We start from the raw sequence: 18,820 nt of genomic DNA on the forward strand, positions 1-18,820 counted from the left end.
GGCGAAGGCTGGTCGTGACCTGTCTTCGCAAAATTGTGTTTAGTGGTTATGGGTCCCGGCCTTCGCCGGGACGACGACGTTGAGAGAGTAGCGCCCTCCCCACCTTGTCTTCACCCGCGGATGACGCCACACTCCCCAGCCATAAAAACAAAACACCGCGGGAGAAACATGTCTACACAGCCATTGGCTGACCTCGCCGACATGGTGCGCGAGCGCGCCAAGAGCCGCGGCAACGCGACCGCCTTCGAGTTTGAGGGCCGCGTGACCAGCTTTGCCGAATTCGACGTCAACACCAACAAGGTCGCCAACGCGCTTCTCGCGATGGGCGTGAAGAAGGGCGACCGCATCGCCTATCTCGGCAAGAACAGCGATTTCTATTTCGAGCTGCTGATGGGCGCGATGAAAGCCGGCGTGGTGATGGCGCCGGTGAACTGGCGGCTCGCAGGACCCGAGGTCGCCTTCATCGTTTCCGACTGCAAGGCGCCCGTGCTGTTCGTGGGACCGGAATTCATCACGCAAATCCGTCAGATCAGGGACCAAATCCCGGGCGTGCGCACGATCATCACGACCGAGGGCGGCGCGCCGGAGTGGCAGGATTTCACGGCCTGGCGGGACGCGCAGAGCGGCGACGACCCGAAGGTTGCGATCGACACCCGCGACATCGCGATCCAGCTCTACACGTCAGGCACCACGGGCAAGCCAAAGGGCGCGATGCTGAGCCATGCAAACTTCCTCAACCTCGTGCAGACAGGCAATGCCGAGGACAAGCCGGAATGGAACCGGTGGTCGACCGACGACGTGTCGCTGGTCGCGATGCCGATCTTCCACATCGGCGGCTCGGGGTGGGGCGTGATGGGGCTCTATCACGGCGCACGCGGCGTGATCGCGCGCGAGTTCGATCCGACCAAGGTGCTGGATTTTTTCGAGCAGTCGGGCATCACTAAACTGTTCATGGTGCCGGCCGCGATGCAGTTCGTGGTGCGGCAGCCGCGCGCCAAGACGGTCGACTTCTCGCGGCTGAAATACATGCTGTACGGCGCCTCCCCCATTCCGGCGGCGCTGCTGAAGGAATGCATCGAGGTCTTCAAATGCGGCTTCGTGCAGATGTACGGCATGACCGAGACGACAGGCACCATCGTCGCACTGCCGCCGGAGGACCATATCGAGGGGCTGGAGCGGATGCGCTCGGCCGGCAAGGCGCTGCCGGGCGTCGAGATCGCGATTCTGGATGCTGACGGCCAACCTCTGCCACCGCGCCAGGTCGGCGAGATCGCAACGCGTTCCGGCTCCAACATGGCCGGCTATTGGAATTTGCCGGAGGCGACCGCCGCAACGCTGCGCAGTGACGGCTGGCTGCGTACGGGTGATGCCGGCTACGTGGACGAGGACGGCTACCTCTACATCCACGATCGCATCAAGGACATGATCATCTCCGGCGGCGAGAACATCTACCCCGCCGAAGTCGAGAGCGCGCTGTGCGATCATCCCGACGTCGCCGAAGCCGCGGTGATCGGGGTGCCCGACGACATCTGGGGCGAGGCGGTCAAGGCCGTCGTGGTGATGAAGCCGGGCAAGCAGGCAACCGCCACCGACATCATCAACTTCACCCGGACGCGCATCGCCGGCTACAAGACGCCGAAGAGCGTGGAGTTCTTGCCGGCGCTGCCGCGGAATCCCAGCGGCAAGATCCTGCGGCGGCAATTGAGGGAGGCGTATTGGACGGGGAAGGATAGACGGGTAAATTGATCCGCAGGTGCCGTAGGGTGGGCAAAGGCGCGAAGCGCCGTGCCCACCATCTCGTTCCGTATTCAAGGGATCCTGGGCACGCTTCGCTTTGCCCACCCTACGGCACCGGTGCAAGCCTCAATGCTTCCCCGGACCCATATAGCCGAACAAGAAACCCGCCACTTTGCGCATCTGGATCTCCTCACTGCCCTCGGTGATGCGGTAACGCCGGTGATGCCGATAAATGTGCTCGAACGGCTTGTGGCGTGAATAGCCCATGCCGCCGTGGACCTGCATGGCGCGGTCGGCCGACTCACAACAAAGACGGTTTGCAATATAGTTGCACATCGAGACACGGTCGGAGAGCGTGCGCTCGATCTGCTCCTCGGTGAGCTGGTCCATCTCCCAGGCGGTCTTGCGGATCAACAGGCGCAGCATCTCGGCTTGGGTCGCAAGCTCAACCAGCGGAAACTGGATCGCCTGGTTCTCGGCAAGCGCCTTGCCGAACGGCTTTCGCTCACGGGCGTATCTGACGCTCTCGTCAATGCAGTAGACGGCAGCGCCCAGCGAGCTCGCGGCCTGGCGGATGCGGTTTTGATGGACAAAGCATTGCGCCAGCGACAGCCCGCGGCCGACCTCGCCGAACAGTGCATCTTCAGGCACGAACACGTCCGTAAAGCTGACACGGGGATGGTCGGTCGGCATGTTGAAGGTCCACATATATTCCTCGACCTTCACGCCGTGGCTCTTGGCCGGCACCAGGAAGCAGGTGATGCCGCGCGCGTCGCCGTCATTGCCTGACGTGCGCGCGAACAGCGCGCAATGCGTGGCGACATGCATGCCCGTCGTCCACATCTTCTCGCCGTTGATGATCCAGCCCTTGACGTTGTCTCTGACCGCAGGCACCGCACGCGTCTCCATATGCGTGGCGTCCGAGCCGTGATGCGGCTCGGTCAGGCCAAAGGTGATGCGGTACTTGCCCTTGATCGATCCGTCGATCATCGCTTTCTGGTCGTCGCGGCCGTAGCGGTCGAGCATGGTGACGACGGGGAAGTTGCCGACGATGGAGTGCTCGTTCTGGAGGTCATTGTGGAGGCCAAGGCCCTTCGCGGCAAAATGCTCGCGGATCACCGCCATCCAGAGGTTGGAGCCGTCCTTGCCGCCATATTGCTTGGGCACCGGAAAGCGCAGATGGCCAGCCGCATCCGCAAGGTCTTTCGCCTTGCGCAGCAACGCTTCCCATTCATGCCGTGGCAGGCCGCCATTCTCGAAATCGGTGCGCGCCCATTCGCGGCGATGATCGAAAAAGCGGATGTTGTCGTCGACCTGTTCCAACGGCTTGATTTCGCGCTCAATGAAGCGATCGAGCTCTCCGAGATAGGCGACGAGATCGGCAGGCAGTGAGAAATCCACAGGTTCTCTCCCGGATCGATTTTATCGTTTTGCGTTAAGGCGCTAGGCGCGCTTTTGCTTCGCACGATTAAGGTGAGAAGAGCGCGCGCAAGTCAAGCAAGCCGACGCGTGTGAGGCGCGCAGGGCGCACCCGCGCAATTCGATGGCGCTCTCGCGCTGTGGCGCGATAGTATAATTCCATTATTCCTTCACGAGAAAATGCGGGAGCGCGCGATGGAGCTGAAATTTTCAAAGGTGGAGCGCAAGGGGCCGATCACGATCGTCACGCTGTCGCGGCCCGAGGTCTACAACGCGCTGCACATCGACGCGCATTTCGAGCTCAACAAGGTGTTCGACGATTTCGCCGCGGACCCCGAGCAATGGGTGGCCGTCGTCACCGGCGCCGGCGACAAGGCATTCTGCGCCGGCAACGATCTGAAATGGCAGGCGGCCGGCGGCAAGCGCGGCTGGGACAAGGGCGGCTTTGCCGGCCTCACCTCGCGTTTCGACTGCGACAAGCCGATCATCGCCGCGGTGAACGGCGTCGCCATGGGCGGCGGTTTCGAGATCGCGCTGGCCTGCGATCTCATCATTGCCTCGGAGAATGCGACCTTCGCCCTGCCCGAGCCGCGCGTGGGCCTTGCCGCACTCGCCGGCGGCCTGCACCGGCTGCCGCGTCAGATCGGCCTGAAGCGCGCCATGGGCATGATCCTCACCGCGCGTCATGTCAGCGCCAGGGAAGGTCATGAGCTCGGCTTCGTCAACGAGGTGGTGCCGCAGGGCGAGGCGCTCGCCGGCGCGCTGCGCTGGGCGGAAATGATCACGAAGAACTCGCCGATGTCGATCCGCGCCTCGAAGCAGACCATCCGGAAGGGCCTCGCCGTGTCGCTCGAGCAGGCGATCGAGGAGCAGCGCGAATATCCGGCCGTGAAGGCGATGGTGGCCTCGCAGGATTACATCGAGGGGCCGAAGGCGTTTTCCGAGAAGCGGCCACCGAAATGGGTGGGGAGATAAGGGCAGTCTGTCATTCCGGGGCGCGCCCTCTTGGGCGCGAGCCCGGAATCCATCGGGCTTCGGCGACGGTGGATGAATGGATTCCGGGCTCGTCGCTACGCGACGCCCCGGAATGACGGCGGAGAATGTGGCCGCCGCCTAGCCACCTCGCCCCAGCTCGCGCTTGTAGGACGCATAGTTCGGCTGGTCGACGGCAAGCTTTTCCATCGTAGTCGCCCACAGATGCTCGGCGAGGCCCGGCGTTGCGAGATCCATCTCCCCCTTGGCGATGCGCCCGGCGAGCACGCGGTTCAGCTCGGTGACCGAGCCGTCAACACCGAGCAGCGCACGCAGCCGCTCGACCTCCTTGGCGTCACTCCCCGCCTCCCGCGTCAGCTGTCGCGTGACGAGATCGAGGATGTTGATCGCAACGCGCAGCTTGAAAGCCTGATGGCCCGATATCAGCGGCGTGATGTCGTTGCGGAGGAAATCGGCGACCGCCTTGGTCAGCTCGATCGGTGTCGGTTCGTCCTGCATGCCTAATCTCCCCGCGGCGCGAGCAGCCGCAACAGATCGATCTCGGTCTCCGAGGCGCGGCGTCCGATCATGGCGCGTTCCATGGAATGATCCGGCCCCTCGCGGAATCGCTGCATCATGCCGCCGCACATGATGCCCCAGCGCAGGGTGCCCATCACTTCCCAAAACCTGACGCGCGCTGCATCGACCTTGCGGCCGGCAGCCTCATAACCGGCGAACAGCTCCTCGCGCGAGCCAAAGCCGCCGACAGGCTTGTCGATCTCGCCAAAGCGCCATGAGTTCACGCAGACCCAGCCAAGATCTTCCATGGGATCGCCGAGATGGGCGAGCTCCCAGTCCAGCACCGCCCGGACACCGTCGGCCCCGATAATGAGATTGCCGTTGCGGAAATCGCCATGGACCAGCGTCACTTCAGTCGACGGGCCCGGATCGTGGTCGCGTAGCCACCGCAGCGCAAGCTCGAACACCGGCTTTGGCCAGTTCAGGCTGCGATAGTCGCGATCGAACTCCGAGATCTCCTGCGTCGCGCTACGGCTCCGCAAGCCGGGCAATTTCTCCAGCGGAAGCTGATGCAAGCCCGCGAGCACACCGCCGATCTGCCGCGCCAGGATGGGACGCGCCGCCGCGAATTCATCATCGCGGAGAATCTTGCGGGCAATGGTCTCGCCCTCGACCCGCTGCATGATGAAACCGGTGCCGAGATCGTCATCCGGCGTCAGCACATGCATCACGCGCGGCGACGGCACGCCGGCCTCGAAGGCCAGCTGCATCAGCTGCGCTTCCGCCGCAAGCCCCGCCGCGCGCGTTGGCGCAGCACCATAGCCCTTCGGCGAACGGCGCAGGATCGCGCCGATCGGGCCGTTGGGATGGGTGATGTCGAAGCGCCAGGTCTCCTGGCTGGCGCCGCCCGACAGCTTTGCCGCGGAGGTAGCGCCGGTTGCGCCCGGACACCAGCGCTGGACGCTGCGGGAAAGCTCCGCCTCGATCATTTGCCTTTGATCATTTGCCGTTGAATTTGGCCGGCCGCTTCTCGAGGAAGGCGCCGACACCCTCGCGGAAATCCTGGGTATCGCCGGCACGGAGCTGACACTGGAATTCGAGATTGAGCTGCTCTTCGAAGGAATTTTCCGGGCTATCCCAATAGAGCTTGCGGATCAGCGACAGAGCGACCGTCGGGCCACTGGCGAGGTCGCGCGCGAGCTTCATCGCCTCCTCCATCAGCACGCCGTCATCATAGACGCGGTTGACGAGGCCCCATTCCAGCGCCTTCTCGGCCGGCAGCCGTTCGCCCATCAGCGACAGCTCGACCGAACGCGCCTTGCCGATCAGCCGCGGCAACAGCCAGGTCGAGCCGCAATCCGGCACGAGGCCGATGCGGCGGAACGCTTGCAGGAAGTAGGAGGAACGCGCGCACAAGATCATGTCGCCGAGCAGCGCGAAGCTCATGCCGGCGCCGGCGGCGGGGCCGTTGACGGCGGTCACGATCGGGCAATGCAGGTTGCGGATGCGGCGCAGGAACGGATGGAAGCCGGTCTCCAGCGTCAAGCCGGCCTTGGTCTTCTTCGACTGGTCGTTGCGGCCTTGAAGATTTGCACCGGTGCAGAACGCGCGGCCCGCGCCGGTCAGAACGACGCAGCGCACCTCGTCCTTTTTCTCCTCGATCGCGTCGAGCGCATCGGAGAGGCCGCCCAGCATGTCCACGGAGACCGCGTTCATCACCTCCTGATGGTCGAGCTTGAGGATCGCGACCGCACCATCGAATTCGAGCGTGACATGTTTGAACTGCATGGTTTCCTCGTCAGTTGCGGCGCGATGTTTCGCAGGCCGGAATTTGGTTTTGCCGGGGCGCATATTTGATTTTTGGCGCGGTCTTGTCCATGGTGATCATGGCATAACAAGCAATCTTGCGCGCAGGGGCTGATGCGCGACATACCAAGACGTCTTGCCAAAAACAGGAAACGCGCCACAAAATCCGGGGGAACGGGCAAATGTTTTCACACGTCATGATCGGCACCAACGATCTCGACAAGGCCAAGGCGTTCTACGACGCGCTGCTCGGCACGCTCGACGTGCGTCCGGCCAAGGTCGATGGTCACCGCATCTTCTACTTCACCAGGACCGGCGTGTTCTCGGTGACTAAGCCGATCAACGGCGAGCCGGCGACCTGCGCCAATGGCGGCACCATCGGCTTTGCCGCCAACTCGCCCGAGCAGGTCGACAGATGGCACGCTGCCGGCGTCGCCGCCGGCGGAACGCCGATCGAAAACCCGCCCGGCATCCGCGAGGGCGCGGGAAACAAGCTCTATCTCGCTTACTTACGCGATCTCGATGGCAACAAGATCTGCGCGATGCATCGGATGCCGAGCTGAGCTGCAGCAACCACCACTGTCATGCCCCGCGAAGGCGGGGCATCCAGTACGCCGCGACTTCTCGGTTCTATCATTGCGGCCTCTGGAATACTGGATCGCCCGGTCTTCGCCGGGCGATGACAGCGGAGAGTGAGGCGCGTGCCTGCCGCCTCCGTCCGCACCATTCAAACAACATTTCAAACGTCTCGCGAAAATTCCATCGCATGGCATGGCTCGCGCGAAAAAATACGCGCTCGCACTTTCGGGACGCTGCGACTATTCTCCCGGCCAACACGATCAGCGCCCCCGGGAGGAACAATGACAAAACACGCCTATATTCCCCGCACCACCAACTACACGCTCAATCCGGGCGATGAGCTCAATGACCTGCGCATGTCGGACCAGGTCCGGCCGCTCTACGATCACGTCAAGAAGTTCATCCGCGAGACGGTCGAGCCGATGTCGATCGAGTTCGCCAAGGCAGGCGAAGGCAAGGAGGACCGCTGGAGCTTTACGCCGGAGCAGCTCGAGGTGCTTGAGGTCGCCAAGAACAAGGCCAAGAAGGAAGGCCTCTGGAATTTCTTCCTGCCTGATGACGAGACCGGCCAGGGCCTGAAGAATCTCGATTACGCCTATATCGCCGCCGAGCTCGGCAAGAGCCCGCTTGCATCCGAGACCATGAACTGCTCGGCGCCCGACACCGGCAACATGGAGGTGCTGGAGCGCGTCGGCACCAAGCAGCAGAAGGAAAAGTGGCTGAAGCCGCTGCTCAACGGCGAGATCCGTTCGGCCTATGTCATGACCGAGCCGAACGTCGCCTCCTCCGACGCCAAGAACATCTCGACCACCGCCAAACTCGTCGGCGACGAATGGGTCATCAACGGCGAGAAGTATTACATCTCCGGCCTCGGCGACCCCCGCTGCAAGATCCTCATCGTGATGGTGAAGACCAATCCGGACGCAGCGCCGAGCAAGCAGCAGTCGCAGATCCTGGTGCCGCGCGATACGCCGGGCGTCGAGGTGCTCGGGCCCATGTACGTGTTCGGCCAGGACCATGCGCCGCGCGGCCACATGCATATGCGCTTCAACAATGTGCGCGTGCCGAAGGAGAACATGCTGCTCGGCGAGGGTCGCGGCTTCGAGATCTCACAGCTGCGCCTCGGGCCGGGCCGCATCCATCACTGCATGCGGACCATCGGCAAGGCCGAGAAGGCGCTGGACCTGATGGTGCAGCGTGGCCTCACCCGCGAGGCTTTCGGCAAGAAGATCGCCCATCTCGGCGGCAACATGCAGATCATCGCGCAGGCGCGCTGCGAGATCGAGGCGATGCGGCTGATGGTGCTGAAGGCGGCGAAGGCGATGGACGTGCTCGGCAACAAGGAGGCCCGCGTCTGGGTCTCCATGGTCAAGGCGATGGTGCCCGAGCGCGCCTGCAAGATCATCGACCAGGCGATCCAGATGCACGGCGCCACCGGCATCTCGCACTGGACCCCGCTGGCCGAGATGTACCAGGACGTCCGTCATTTGCGCTTTGCGGACGGTCCAGACGAGGTGCACTGGATGGTGGTCGGCCGCCACGAGCTGAGCATGGCGTAGAGGTCTCTCCTCTTCCCGCTCGGGAAGAGCCATAGGGTGGGCAGAGGCGCGCTCTTCGCGCGCCGTGCCCACCATCTCGGGCGTCACAAAGAGTGGTGGGCACGCTTTCGCTTTGCCCACCCTACGCAGTTCGAGCTACGTCGCCGGCGCGAGCTTGTCCTGCGTCTTGGTCTCGAAATCGGATGCGTCGTGGCGCTCGTGGAGCTGGCTGGCGGGATCGCCGGAGACACGGTTGACCATGCGGCCCCGCTTCACCGCGGGGCGCTTCGCGATCTCATCGGTCCAGCGCTGCACGTTCTTGTAGTCCTGCACGGACAGGAACTCGCCGGCGCCGTAGACCAGCCCCTTGGCGAGCGCGCCGTACCACGGCCACACCGCCATGTCGGCGATCGTATACTCCTTGCCTGCGAGATATTCGTTGTCGGCCAGACGCCGGTCGAGCACGTCGAGCTGGCGCTTGACCTCCATCGCAAAGCGATCGATGGCGTACTCGATCTTGAACGGTGCGTAGGCGTAGAAATGGCCAAAGCCGCCGCCGAGATACGGCGCACTGCCCATCTGCCAGAACAGCCATGACATCGCCTCGGTGCGGGTCTTGGTGTCCTTGGGCAGGAAGGCGCCGAACTTCTCGGCGAGGTAGAACAGGATGGAGCCGGATTCGAACACGCGGATCGGCTCGGGGCCGGAGCGGTCCATCAGCGCCGGGATTTTCGAGTTCGGGTTGATGTCGACGAAGCCACTGCCGAACTGATCGCCATTGCCTATTCTGATCAGCCACGCATCGTATTCAGCCCCCTTGTGGCCGAGCGCCAGAAGCTCCTCCAGCATCACCGTCACCTTCACCCCGTTCGGCGTCGCCAGCGAATAGAGCTGGAGCGGATGCTTGCCGACCGGCAGTTCCTTGTCGTGGGTGGGGCCGGCGATCGGCCGGTTGATGCTGGCGAACTGACCGCCATTCTCCTTGTTCCAGGTCCAGACCTTGGGCGGCACGTAAGGGGTATCGGTCATGCGATTGCTCCGGCGGAAAGATGCGCCTGCATTAATTAGCCCGCGAATAGCCGATCGCAAGCCCCGCCGGCTCTGCGTCCGGCGCGGGCCTCAGGCCATCGTCATGCAGTCCGGCCGGCCCAGCCTGCGCCACTGCTGATCTGGCCCACTCGACGACATCTTCCGGAGCCGAATGGTTCGTCCGCGACGCAACGCCTGCGCGCAAGATGCTCGCCCGAATCCGGCGTGGCATCATTGGCAAGGAAGGCCTGGCGTCGAACGGCCCGCCAAGCCAAACAAGAAGAGCACCACCAAGGCCGCCGGGGGAGAGGACCATGAAATCGCCGATCTGCGACATGCTGGGCATCGAGTTCCCGCTGCTCGCCTTCAGCCATTGCCGCGACGTCGTTGCCGCCGTCAGCCGCGCCGGCGGTTTCGGCGTGCTGGGCGCCACCGTCCACACGCCCGATACGCTCGAACGCGAGCTGAAATGGATCGACGATCACGTCGATGGCAAGCCCTACGGCATCGACGTCCTGATCCCGGAAAACATCTCTACATCAGGCGAAAAACACGTCACCTGGAAGAGCCTGGAAGCGCGCGTGCCGCAGGAGCACCGCGCCTACACGCGCGACCTCTTGAAGAAGTACGACATCGAGCTGACGACGACAGAGGTGGACGACGACCAGCCGCAACCCTTCGATGCCGAGACCGCGCTGGAGCTGCTGAAAGTCTCGTTCAATCATCCGATCCGGCTGATCGCCAACGCGCTCGGCGTGCCGCCCAAGGCCATGATCGAGATGGGCAGGAAGCACAACGTGCCGGTTGCGGCCCTGGTCGGCGCCAAGGAGCACGCGCTGCGCCAGGTCGCGGCCGGCGTCGACATTCTCGTGGTGCAGGGCACCGAGGCCGGCGGCCATTGCGGCGAGGTCTCAACCATGGTTCTGGTGCCTGAAGTGATCAAGGCGATCAAAAAGGTCCGTGACGTGCCGGTGCTGGCCGCCGGCGGCATCATGACGGGACGACAGATGGCGGCCTGCATGGCGATGGGCGCAGCCGGCGCCTGGACCGGCTCGGTGTGGCTGGCGACAGTTGAATCCGAGACCAGCGAGATCTTTCGCGAGAAGATGATCGCGGCATCATCACGCGATGCGGTCCGCTCCAAGGGCCGCACCGGCAAGCCGGCGCGGCAGCTTCGCTCGGTCTGGACCGATGCCTGGGACCGCGCCCCCGAAAGCCCGGGCGCGCTGCCGATGCCGCTGCAAAGCATCGTCAGCCGCGACGCCTTCGATTCGATCGACCGGGCAGCTGCCGCCGGCAACGCCAAGGCGCGCGCTCTCGTCAGCTATTTCGTCGGCCAGGGCGTCGGATTGATCGACAGCGTGAAATCGGCCGGCGCCGTGGTGCAGGAGTTCAAGGAAGAGTTTGCCGAAGCCATCGAGCACATGAATGCACTGGTGGCGGAGTGACGGTGTACGTGGCCAGAGCAACGCCCAGCAGCCCATCCTTCGAGGCTCGCCCGCCGGCGCGTTGCGCCGCCGGCCTCGCACCTCAGGATGACGCTTCCTCCGTAGCCGTCACCCTGAGGTGGCCGCTTCTTCAGCGGCCCTCGAAGGGCGACGGCGTGCCCAGGACCTGAAACGTAAAGCAAGAAGAAATGACCAGTTTCCCCATCCCCGATCACCGCATCCCCGTCATCGTCGGCATCGGCGAGATCGTCGACCGCCCCAAAGAGATCACCGACGGCCTCGAACCGCTCGACCTGCTCGAACGGGCCTTGCAGCGCGCAGAAGCCGACGCCGGCGCAAGGCTGATCGGTGAGGTGCAGTCGCTCGACGTCGTCAACTTCCTGAGCTGGCGCTATCGCGATCCGGAGAAGCTGCTGGCGCAACGGCTCGGCATCACACCGGCGCATTGCTATTACGGCCCGGTCGGCGGCGAGAGCCCGATCCGCTACATCCACGAGGCGGCAAAGCGCATCGCGCGCGGTGAGTGCACGGTAGCTGCCGTCTGCGGCGCCGAGGCGCAATCGACCGCGACGAAAGCCGATCGCGCCGGTGTCAAGCTGCCATGGACACCGTTCGCCCATGACGTCGAAGAGCCCAAGCGCGGCGCAGCGTTCCAGAAGCCCTTGGCGGTGAAGCTCGGCGTATTCCGCCCCGTCACGGTCTATCCGTTCTACGAGGCCGCCTCCTCCGCGCATTGGGGCCAGACACCGCACCAGGCGATGGCGGAATCCGGCACACTGTGGTCGCGCTATTCGGAAGCCGCCGCGCAGAATCCAAATGCCTGGCTGAAGCGGCGCTATACGCCTGACGAGATCACGACGCCGACGGCGGACAACCGGCTGATCGCCTGGCCTTACAACAAGCTCATGGTCGCCAACCCCAGCGTCAACATGGGCGGTGCGCTGTTACTCACCAGCCTTGCCAAGGCGCGCGCGGCCGGGATCGCCGAAGACAAGCTGGTCTATCCGCTTGGCGGCGCTTCGGCCGAGGAGCCGCGCGACTATCTGCTGCGCGACCAGTTTTATGAGAGCCATCCGCAGAACGCCGTGCTGAAGGCCGCGATGGATCTCGCGGGCGGCGACGGCAAGAAGTTCGACGCGATCGAGCTCTATAGCTGCTTTCCGTGCGTGCCGAAGATGGCGCGGCGAACGCTCGGCCTTTCCGCCGACGTACAGCCGACCGTGACCGGCGGCCTCACCTTCTTCGGTGCGCCGCTCAACACCTACATGACGCATGCGGCCTGCGCCATGGTGCGCCGGATACGCGGTGGCGACAAGCTCGGCCTGCTCTACGGCCAGGGCGGTTTTGTTACCAAGCATCACGCGCTGGTCGTGTCGAAGATTGCGGCGCGCGACGCGCTGGCACAAGAGACGAGCGTGCAACGCGAGGCCGATCGCAACAAGGGCGCGGTGCCGCAGTTCGTCACGGAGGCCTCAGGCAAGGGCAAGGTCGAGAGCTTTACGGTGCTCTATGGCCGCGGCGGAGATGTCGAGCACGGCGTGGTGATGCTGCGGACGGAAGATGACCGGCGCACGCTGGCGCGGATTCCGGCGAGCGACGAGGGCACGCTAGGGCATCTGCTGAACATGGACCGCACGCCGGTCGGCTCGCTCGGCGACATCACGATGGCCGCCGACGGCGTTCCGGAGTGGCGGGTGGCTTGATCTCGTAGGGTGGGCAAAGCGAAGCGTGCCCACGTCTTGGCTATTTGATGAAAAGACGTGGGCACGGCGCAAGAGCGCCTTTGCCCACCCTACAAGACCGCGAGCTCGATCTTCCTGCCGAGATCGCGGGCGAGTTGGATGCAATTTAGCTCACGCCGCGCGAACGTTGGTCAGGAATTTGCTGACCTCGTTCTTCAGCCGGCTCGAATCGTTGGACAGCATCTGCGCCGCCGAGAGCACCTGCGAAGAGGCCGTGCCGGTCTCGGTCGCACCGCGCTGCACGTCGGTGATGTTGGAGGAGACTTGCTGGGTGCCCTGTGCCGCCTGCTGCACGTTGCGGGCGATTTCCTGGGTCGCGGCGCCCTGCTCTTCCACCGCGGCCGCGATGGCCGAGGAGATTTCCGAGAGACGCTCGATGGTCGAGGAGATCTCCTTGATGGCGCCGACCGAGTCGCTGGTCGCCGCCTGGATGCCGGAGATCTGCTGGCCGATCTCGCCGGTCGCTTTCGCGGTCTGCTCGGCGAGCGCCTTCACCTCGGAGGCAACCACCGCGAAGCCGCGGCCGGCTTCACCGGCGCGCGCCGCCTCGATGGTGGCGTTCAGCGCCAGCAGGTTGGTCTGGCCGGCAATGGTGTTGATCAGCTCGACGACATCGCCGATACGCGAGGCAGCCTTGGAGAGCTCGCTGACCCGCTCGGTGGTGGCGCGGGCCTGGCCGACGGCGTCGCCCGCCATCCGCGCAGATTCCTGCACCTGCCGGCTGATCTCGCCGACCGAGGAGGCCATCTCTTCGGTCGCGGAAGCCACCGACTGCACGTTGGTGGAGGCTTCTTCCGACGCAGCGGCAACCGTGGTCGCCATCCGCTGCGAGCGGTCGGCGGTCGAGGTCAGCGTCGAGGCGGAGGCCTCCAGCTGGCTCGATGCCGACGACACGGTCTGGACGATCTCGCCGATCATGGTCTCGAACTCGCGGGTGATGTTGTCGACACGGCGGCCGCGCTCGATCTTGGCTTCGGCATCGGCGGCTGCCGCCTCGTCGGCGGCCTTCTTGGCGATCAGGGCCTCCTTGAAGACCTGAAGCACGTCGGCCATGGCGCCGATCTCGGTCTTCTCGCCCCGGTGCGGGACTTCGGCGGAGAGATCGCCGCGGCCGAGCGCCTGCATCGGCCGTGTGATCGAGTCGATGCCGCTGGAGACGTCCTGGACGAGGTAGAAGCCGACGCCGATGCCGGCGATCATGGCAGCACCGAGGATGACCGCGAGCAGCATGAACGCGAAGGAGTAGCTGTCGGCGGCATCCTTTGCCGCCTGATCACCGCCCTTGGTGTTGAGCTCGATATCCTTCGCCAGGACCTCGTCAGACTTCAGACCGATCTTGTTGACGGTCTTGGCATTCAACTCATGCGCCGCGTGCGGGACCTTGCCAAACTCGTTGCGCGACAATTCCATGACGTCTTCGGCGCCCTTCTGGTATTCGCTCCACAGCTTCGACCACTCCGTATAGAGCGCCCGCTCTTCCGGCGAGGTGATCATCGCCTCGTAGGCCTTTCGGGATTTACCCAGCGCCTCGGTCACGACCGCCGCAGTCTTTTCCTGCGCCAGCTTATCGTCCAGCGTCTCGGACAGCATGTGCTCGCGAACGACGTTGCGATAGGTGATGACCGCGGCCCGCATCTCGCCAAGCACCCGCACGCTCGGCATCCAGCTCGTGGTGATGTCGACGGTATTGGCATTCATCGACCGCATCTTCATGACGGCGAGCAGGCCCATGCCGGCCATTGCGGCCAGCAGGAACGCCACGACACTGATGATCTTGGCGCGGATGGAGATAGTGGCGAGCATAATCAGGTCTCTTGTGCTGGCGCGGGCGCGTCCGGGTGTCTTAAGGATCAACCAAAGGGAGCTGCGCCGACATCTGGCCGAAGACCAAATGCGACGACTCCGCGCCGATAAGGAACCCGAAAGAGATGAACAGCGCGCTAAGAATGCCCTGCGCTCAGCGCATGAGCCTCATCGCATCCGAGAAAAACTCCGGCCCGCCGAAATTGCCTGATTTCAGTGCAAGCAGCATCTCACCTGCGGCAGCGCCAACAGCGCGCAGCACCGGGACGCCCGCCGCGATCTCCACTCCGACGAGAAACCCGGGAATCCTTAATCGGTCGACGACGGCCCCGGACGTCTCACCGCCCGCGACGATCAGCCGCCGCACGCCTGATTTCACGAGATTTTCCGCGATGTCGGCCATCGTCTGCTCGATCGCGTGTCCGGCGGCGTCGCGGCCGTGGCGCGACTGAAGGGCAGCGACGTCGGCCGGCGTCGCGCTCGATGCAATCAGCACCGGCCCCTGGGCCAGTCGTTCCCTCGCCCAGTCCAGCGCGCGCTGCGCTTCATTTGTCCCCGTAAGAATACGGTCGGTGTCGAGATGCAGTACCGGCATGACGCGTTCGGCGTTGGCGATCTGCTGCAAGGTGGCTTGCGAGCAGCTTCCGGCGAGGCACGCCACCTGTCCGCCGACGGCGGCCCCCTGCTCGCTGCTGGCCGCGGCCGACTTGACCTTGCCGGTCGACACCAGCGCGCGGGCGAGCCCGAGGCCGATGCCGGAGGCGCCGACCGAGAGCCGATGCTCTGCGGCGACAAGGCCGATGGTCTCGAGGTCGCGGTCGAACACGGCGTCGATGATCGCGGCTCCAATGCCCTTGCCCGAGAATTCGGCAAGCCGGCTGCGCACGGCCTCCGCCCCGCGCGAGAGGGTCGCGAGATCGACGAGCCCGACCTGCGTCTTGCTCTGGCGCGCCAGCGCGCGCACCAGGTTGGAATCGCGCATCGGGTTGAGCGGGTGGTCCTTCAGCGGGCTCTCGTTCAGCGGCACGGCGCCGACGAACAGATTGCCCTGATAGACGGTGCGGCCGGTCTCGGGAAAGGCCGGCGTCACCAGCACGACGGCCTCGCCGCAATCGGCACGCAGCGCGTCCATGACCGGACCGATATTTCCGGCATCCGTGGAGTCGAAGGTCGAGCAGATCTTGAACAGCACATGGCTCGCGCCGCGGCTGCGCAGCCATGTCTCGGCCGCACGCGAGCGCGACACCGCGAGCCCCGGCTCGATCGAGCGGCTCTTCAGCGACACCACGACGGCGTCGACTTCGGGCAGATCAAGATCATCCGCGGGCACGCCGATGGTCTGCACGGTGCGCAGGCCCGCGCGCGTCAGCGTGTTGGCGAGATCGGAGGCGCCGGTGTAGTCGTCGGCAATGCAGCCCAACGCAAGTGTCACGATTTCACTCCCGCATAGGGCTTGAACCAGGCGAGACCATCAGTGGTCTTGCCGCGCGGATTGTATTCGCAGCCGACGAAGCCGGCATAGCCGAGCCGGTCGAGCTCTTCGAACAGGAATGGATAGTTCAGCTCCTCGCCATCGGGCTCGTTGCGCGAGGGAATGCTGGCGACCTGGATATGGCCGATGATCGGCATCATCTCGCGCAGGCGCATGGTCACGTCGCCATGGATGATCTGGCAGTGATAGATGTCGAACTGGAGCTTCAAGTTGGGCAATCGCAGCTCCTGGATCAAATCGCGCGCGAAGCCGAAATCGTTGAGGAAGTAGCCGGGCACGTTGCGCGGATTGATCGGCTCGAGCACGATGTCGATGCCGTGGGCTGCGAAGAACTCGGCGGCCCATGCGACCGATTTGTAGAAGGCCTCGATCGCGAGGCGTTCGCCGCGGTTGGCGATGCCCGCCATCAAATGCAGCCGCTTCACGCCGGTGGCCCTGGCGTAGGGCAGCGCCGTCTCCAGGCTCGCCTTGAGATCATTGAAGCGTGAGGGAAGCGCCGCAAAACCTTTCTCGCCCGCGTACCAGTCGCCCGGCGGCAAATTGAACAGCGCCTGCGTCAGGCCGTTGCGCTTGAGCCGCTCGCCAACCGCTTCCACCGGATGCTCATAGGGAAAGAGAAATTCAACGGCGGTGAATCCGGCCTGCGCGGCCGCATCAAAGCGATCGAGGAACGGCACCTCGGTGAACATCATCGAAAGGTTGGCGGCGAAACGGGGCATTGCAGATCCTCTTACTTGTCGCCGGGAAGCTTGACGCCGGTGACCTGCGCATACATTCGCGCCACCGACGCGTCGTCATCGCGGCCCATGCCTGCGGCTGAGGTCATCAGGAACATCTGCAGCGCGGCGGCCGAGACCGGCACCGGGAATCTGGCGCTGCGCGCCATGTCCTGGATGATGCCGAGATCCTTCACGAAAATCTCGACGGCACTGCGCGGCGTGTAATCGCCGTCGAGCACGTGCGGCATGCGGTTCTCGAACATCCAGGAATTGCCCGCGGATGCGGTGATCACCTCATAGACCTTGCGGATGTCGAGGCCTTGCTTGGCCGCAAACGCCATCGCCTCCGAGGCAGCCGCGATGTGGACGCCGGCAAGCAGCTGGTTGATCATCTTGAACGCGGCGCCCTGGCCTGCGGCATCGCCGAGCTCGTAGAGCTTGGCCGCCATGGCATCGAGCGCGGGGCGCGCTTTGGCGAAGGCGGCCGCACTGCCGGAGGCGAGGATCGTCAGCTCGCCTTGCGCCGCCCGCTGCGCGCCGCCGGAGATCGGCGCATCCAGATAGTGCCGGCCGGTCGCTTCCAATTGCCTGGCGAGACGACGCGCGACGTCAGGATCCATGGTGGCGGAGGAAATGAAGACGCTGTCCTTTGGCAGGGTTTCGGCGACGCCGTCCTTGCCGAACAGGATCGTCTCGGTCTGCGCCGCATTGACGACGACGCTGACGACGATGTCGGCGCCCTTGGCCGCCTCGGCCGGCGTCGCGGCTCCGGCCCCGCCATCCTTGACGAAACGCGCAACCGCATCAGCCGAAACGTCGCAGCCGGTCACCGTGTGGCCGGCCCGCTTCAGCGAGGTCGCCATGCCATATCCCATCGAGCCGAGCCCGATGACGGCGATGCGCTGATTTTGTGTCGTGGAGGCGGACATGCAACTGACCCTTCAACTAGACCTTGCGAACGTTTCCTGGAGGACCGCCTTTGCGGCGGCTCGTGATCTCGAATAACACGGCTTGGCCGCGCTGCCAAAGCGTGAGACAAGCAGGCATGACGGCCATGAAAACCGAAACGAGCATTGAAACAAGGCTACGCGAGGATATCTGCCGGTTCGGACGGTCCCTGTTCGAGCGCGGGCTGACGCCGGGCTCATCAGGCAATATCAGTGTCCGACTGGATGGCGGCGGCTGGCTGGTGACGCCGACCAATGCCTCGCTCGGCTTCCTCGATCCGGCAAAGCTGTCGCGGCTGGACGAGCAGGGCCGGCTGGTTTCGGGCGACGCGCCGACCAAGGAAGTTCCACTGCACACCGCGCTCTACGACACGCGCGGAAGCGCACGGGCGATCGTGCATCTGCACTCCACGCATTCGGTCGCGCTCTCGATGCTGCCGGAGATCGATCCACGCGCCGCGCTGCCGCCGATGACGGCCTATTACCTCATGAAATGCGGCGCCACCGCGCTCGTGCCCTATTACCGCCCCGGCGATCCTGCGGTGGCCGATGCGATCAAGGGGCTGGCCGGGAAATATTCATCCGTATTGCTCGCCAATCACGGCCCTGTCGTCGCCGGCGACACGCTGGAAGCGGCCGTGTTCGCGACGGAGGAACTGGAGGAAACGGCGAAGCTGTATCTGCTGCTGCGCGGGTTGAACCCGCGGTATTTATCGCCGGAGCAGGTGAAGGATCTGGTGCAGGTGTTCGGGGTGACTTTGCCGGAGCACGAGCACGAGCATTAGAGCCCAGCTCTCTCCTCGTCATTGCGAGCGCAGCGAAGCAATCCAGAATGCCTCTGCGGAGAGACTCTGGATTGCTTCGCTGCTCGCAATGACGGAGGATGTGGCGATGGCCGCCCACCACACCCACCGCCGTCATCCCCGCGCAACCGCGAAGCGGTTGTCGCTGGAGGTGCGAGCCTTGCGATGCGCTTGCATCGCAAGGTGAAGCCTCGAAGGATGGGCTACAGGCGCGTGCGGCGCATCCTTCGAGGCGCGCAAGGGCGCGGTACCTCAGGATGACGATTG

At 64.5% G+C, this 18,820-nt stretch carries 16 protein-coding genes; 7 read left to right on the forward strand and 9 right to left on the reverse strand.

What is annotated here, in order from left to right:
- Positions 1-168: 168 nt before the first annotated feature.
- A complete protein-coding gene (locus XH98_RS26250; RefSeq protein WP_271620352.1) occupies positions 169-1,746 on the forward strand; it encodes a fatty acid--CoA ligase in 1,578 nt (525 codons plus the stop codon).
- Between the two features lie 117 nt (positions 1,747-1,863).
- Here XH98_RS26250 and XH98_RS26255 read toward each other — a convergent pair whose 3' ends face one another.
- Positions 1,864-3,138 (reverse strand): acyl-CoA dehydrogenase family protein, encoded by a 1,275-nt coding sequence (locus XH98_RS26255; protein ID WP_271620353.1) that lies wholly within the window; start codon positions 3,136-3,138, stop codon positions 1,864-1,866.
- Positions 3,139-3,351: 213 nt separating this feature from the next.
- Between XH98_RS26255 and XH98_RS26260 the strand changes: the two genes are divergently transcribed.
- Positions 3,352-4,131, forward strand: a complete 780-nt coding sequence (locus tag XH98_RS26260; RefSeq protein WP_271620354.1) for an enoyl-CoA hydratase-related protein — start codon at positions 3,352-3,354, stop codon at positions 4,129-4,131.
- A 138-nt stretch (positions 4,132-4,269) separates the two neighbouring features.
- Here the strand turns inward: XH98_RS26260 and XH98_RS26265 are convergent, their stop codons facing one another.
- From XH98_RS26265 to XH98_RS26275, 3 genes are read right to left on the reverse strand one after another with little or no spacing between them, the layout of a single operon-like run.
- On the reverse strand, positions 4,270-4,647 hold the full coding sequence (locus tag XH98_RS26265; protein WP_271620355.1) for a DUF6285 domain-containing protein: 378 nt from the start codon (positions 4,645-4,647) through the stop codon (positions 4,270-4,272).
- 2 nt (positions 4,648-4,649) lie between these two features.
- Positions 4,650-5,636 (reverse strand): phosphotransferase family protein, encoded by a 987-nt coding sequence (locus XH98_RS26270; protein WP_271620356.1) that lies wholly within the window; start codon positions 5,634-5,636, stop codon positions 4,650-4,652.
- A 10-nt stretch (positions 5,637-5,646) separates the two neighbouring features.
- Entirely contained in the window at positions 5,647-6,435 is a 789-nt protein-coding gene (locus XH98_RS26275; RefSeq protein ID WP_271601906.1) for an enoyl-CoA hydratase/isomerase, read from the reverse strand.
- Positions 6,436-6,635: 200 nt separating this feature from the next.
- On the opposite strand from XH98_RS26275, the gene XH98_RS26280 reads away from it, so the two are divergent.
- Positions 6,636-7,016, forward strand: coding sequence for a VOC family protein (locus XH98_RS26280; RefSeq protein ID WP_271601905.1), 381 nt, complete (start codon positions 6,636-6,638; stop codon positions 7,014-7,016).
- A 297-nt stretch (positions 7,017-7,313) separates the two neighbouring features.
- Entirely contained in the window at positions 7,314-8,591 is a 1,278-nt protein-coding gene (locus tag XH98_RS26285) for an acyl-CoA dehydrogenase family protein (RefSeq protein WP_271620357.1), read from the forward strand.
- A 135-nt stretch (positions 8,592-8,726) separates the two neighbouring features.
- On the opposite strand, the gene yghU is transcribed toward XH98_RS26285, so the two are convergent.
- A complete protein-coding gene (gene yghU, locus XH98_RS26290) occupies positions 8,727-9,599 on the reverse strand; it encodes a glutathione-dependent disulfide-bond oxidoreductase (protein ID WP_271601904.1) in 873 nt (290 codons plus the stop codon).
- A gap of 314 nt (positions 9,600-9,913) precedes the next feature.
- Between yghU and XH98_RS26295 the strand changes: the two genes are divergently transcribed.
- Both XH98_RS26295 and XH98_RS26300 read left to right on the forward strand, forming a co-directional pair.
- Complete coding sequence (locus XH98_RS26295) at positions 9,914-11,047, forward strand: nitronate monooxygenase (protein WP_271620358.1); 1,134 nt, start codon at positions 9,914-9,916, stop codon at positions 11,045-11,047.
- 188 nt (positions 11,048-11,235) lie between these two features.
- Complete coding sequence (locus XH98_RS26300; RefSeq protein ID WP_271620359.1) at positions 11,236-12,750, forward strand: acetyl-CoA acetyltransferase; 1,515 nt, start codon at positions 11,236-11,238, stop codon at positions 12,748-12,750.
- Between the two features lie 150 nt (positions 12,751-12,900).
- On the opposite strand, the gene XH98_RS26305 is transcribed toward XH98_RS26300, so the two are convergent.
- The 4 genes from XH98_RS26305 to ltnD form a co-directional block, all read right to left on the reverse strand.
- Positions 12,901-14,592: a methyl-accepting chemotaxis protein gene (locus XH98_RS26305; RefSeq protein WP_271601901.1), complete on the reverse strand. Its 1,692-nt coding sequence runs from the start codon at positions 14,590-14,592 to the stop codon at positions 12,901-12,903.
- Between the two features lie 154 nt (positions 14,593-14,746).
- On the reverse strand, positions 14,747-16,024 hold the full coding sequence (otnK, locus tag XH98_RS26310; protein WP_271620360.1) for a 3-oxo-tetronate kinase: 1,278 nt from the start codon (positions 16,022-16,024) through the stop codon (positions 14,747-14,749).
- Positions 16,021-16,803 (reverse strand): 2-oxo-tetronate isomerase, encoded by a 783-nt coding sequence (gene otnI / locus XH98_RS26315; RefSeq protein WP_271620361.1) that lies wholly within the window; start codon positions 16,801-16,803, stop codon positions 16,021-16,023. The genes otnK and otnI overlap by 4 nt, the downstream gene beginning before the upstream one ends.
- Before the next feature lie 11 nt (positions 16,804-16,814).
- Entirely contained in the window at positions 16,815-17,732 is a 918-nt protein-coding gene (gene ltnD / locus XH98_RS26320; protein WP_271620362.1) for an L-threonate dehydrogenase, read from the reverse strand.
- Positions 17,733-17,848: 116 nt separating this feature from the next.
- On the opposite strand from ltnD, the gene otnC reads away from it, so the two are divergent.
- Complete coding sequence (otnC, locus tag XH98_RS26325; RefSeq protein ID WP_271620363.1) at positions 17,849-18,535, forward strand: 3-oxo-tetronate 4-phosphate decarboxylase; 687 nt, start codon at positions 17,849-17,851, stop codon at positions 18,533-18,535.
- The last annotated feature ends 285 nt before the right edge of the window (positions 18,536-18,820 follow it).

This window comes from Bradyrhizobium sp. CCBAU 51745 (assembly GCF_028128715.1).
Taxonomy (GTDB): Bacteria; Pseudomonadota; Alphaproteobacteria; order Rhizobiales; family Xanthobacteraceae; genus Bradyrhizobium; species Bradyrhizobium manausense.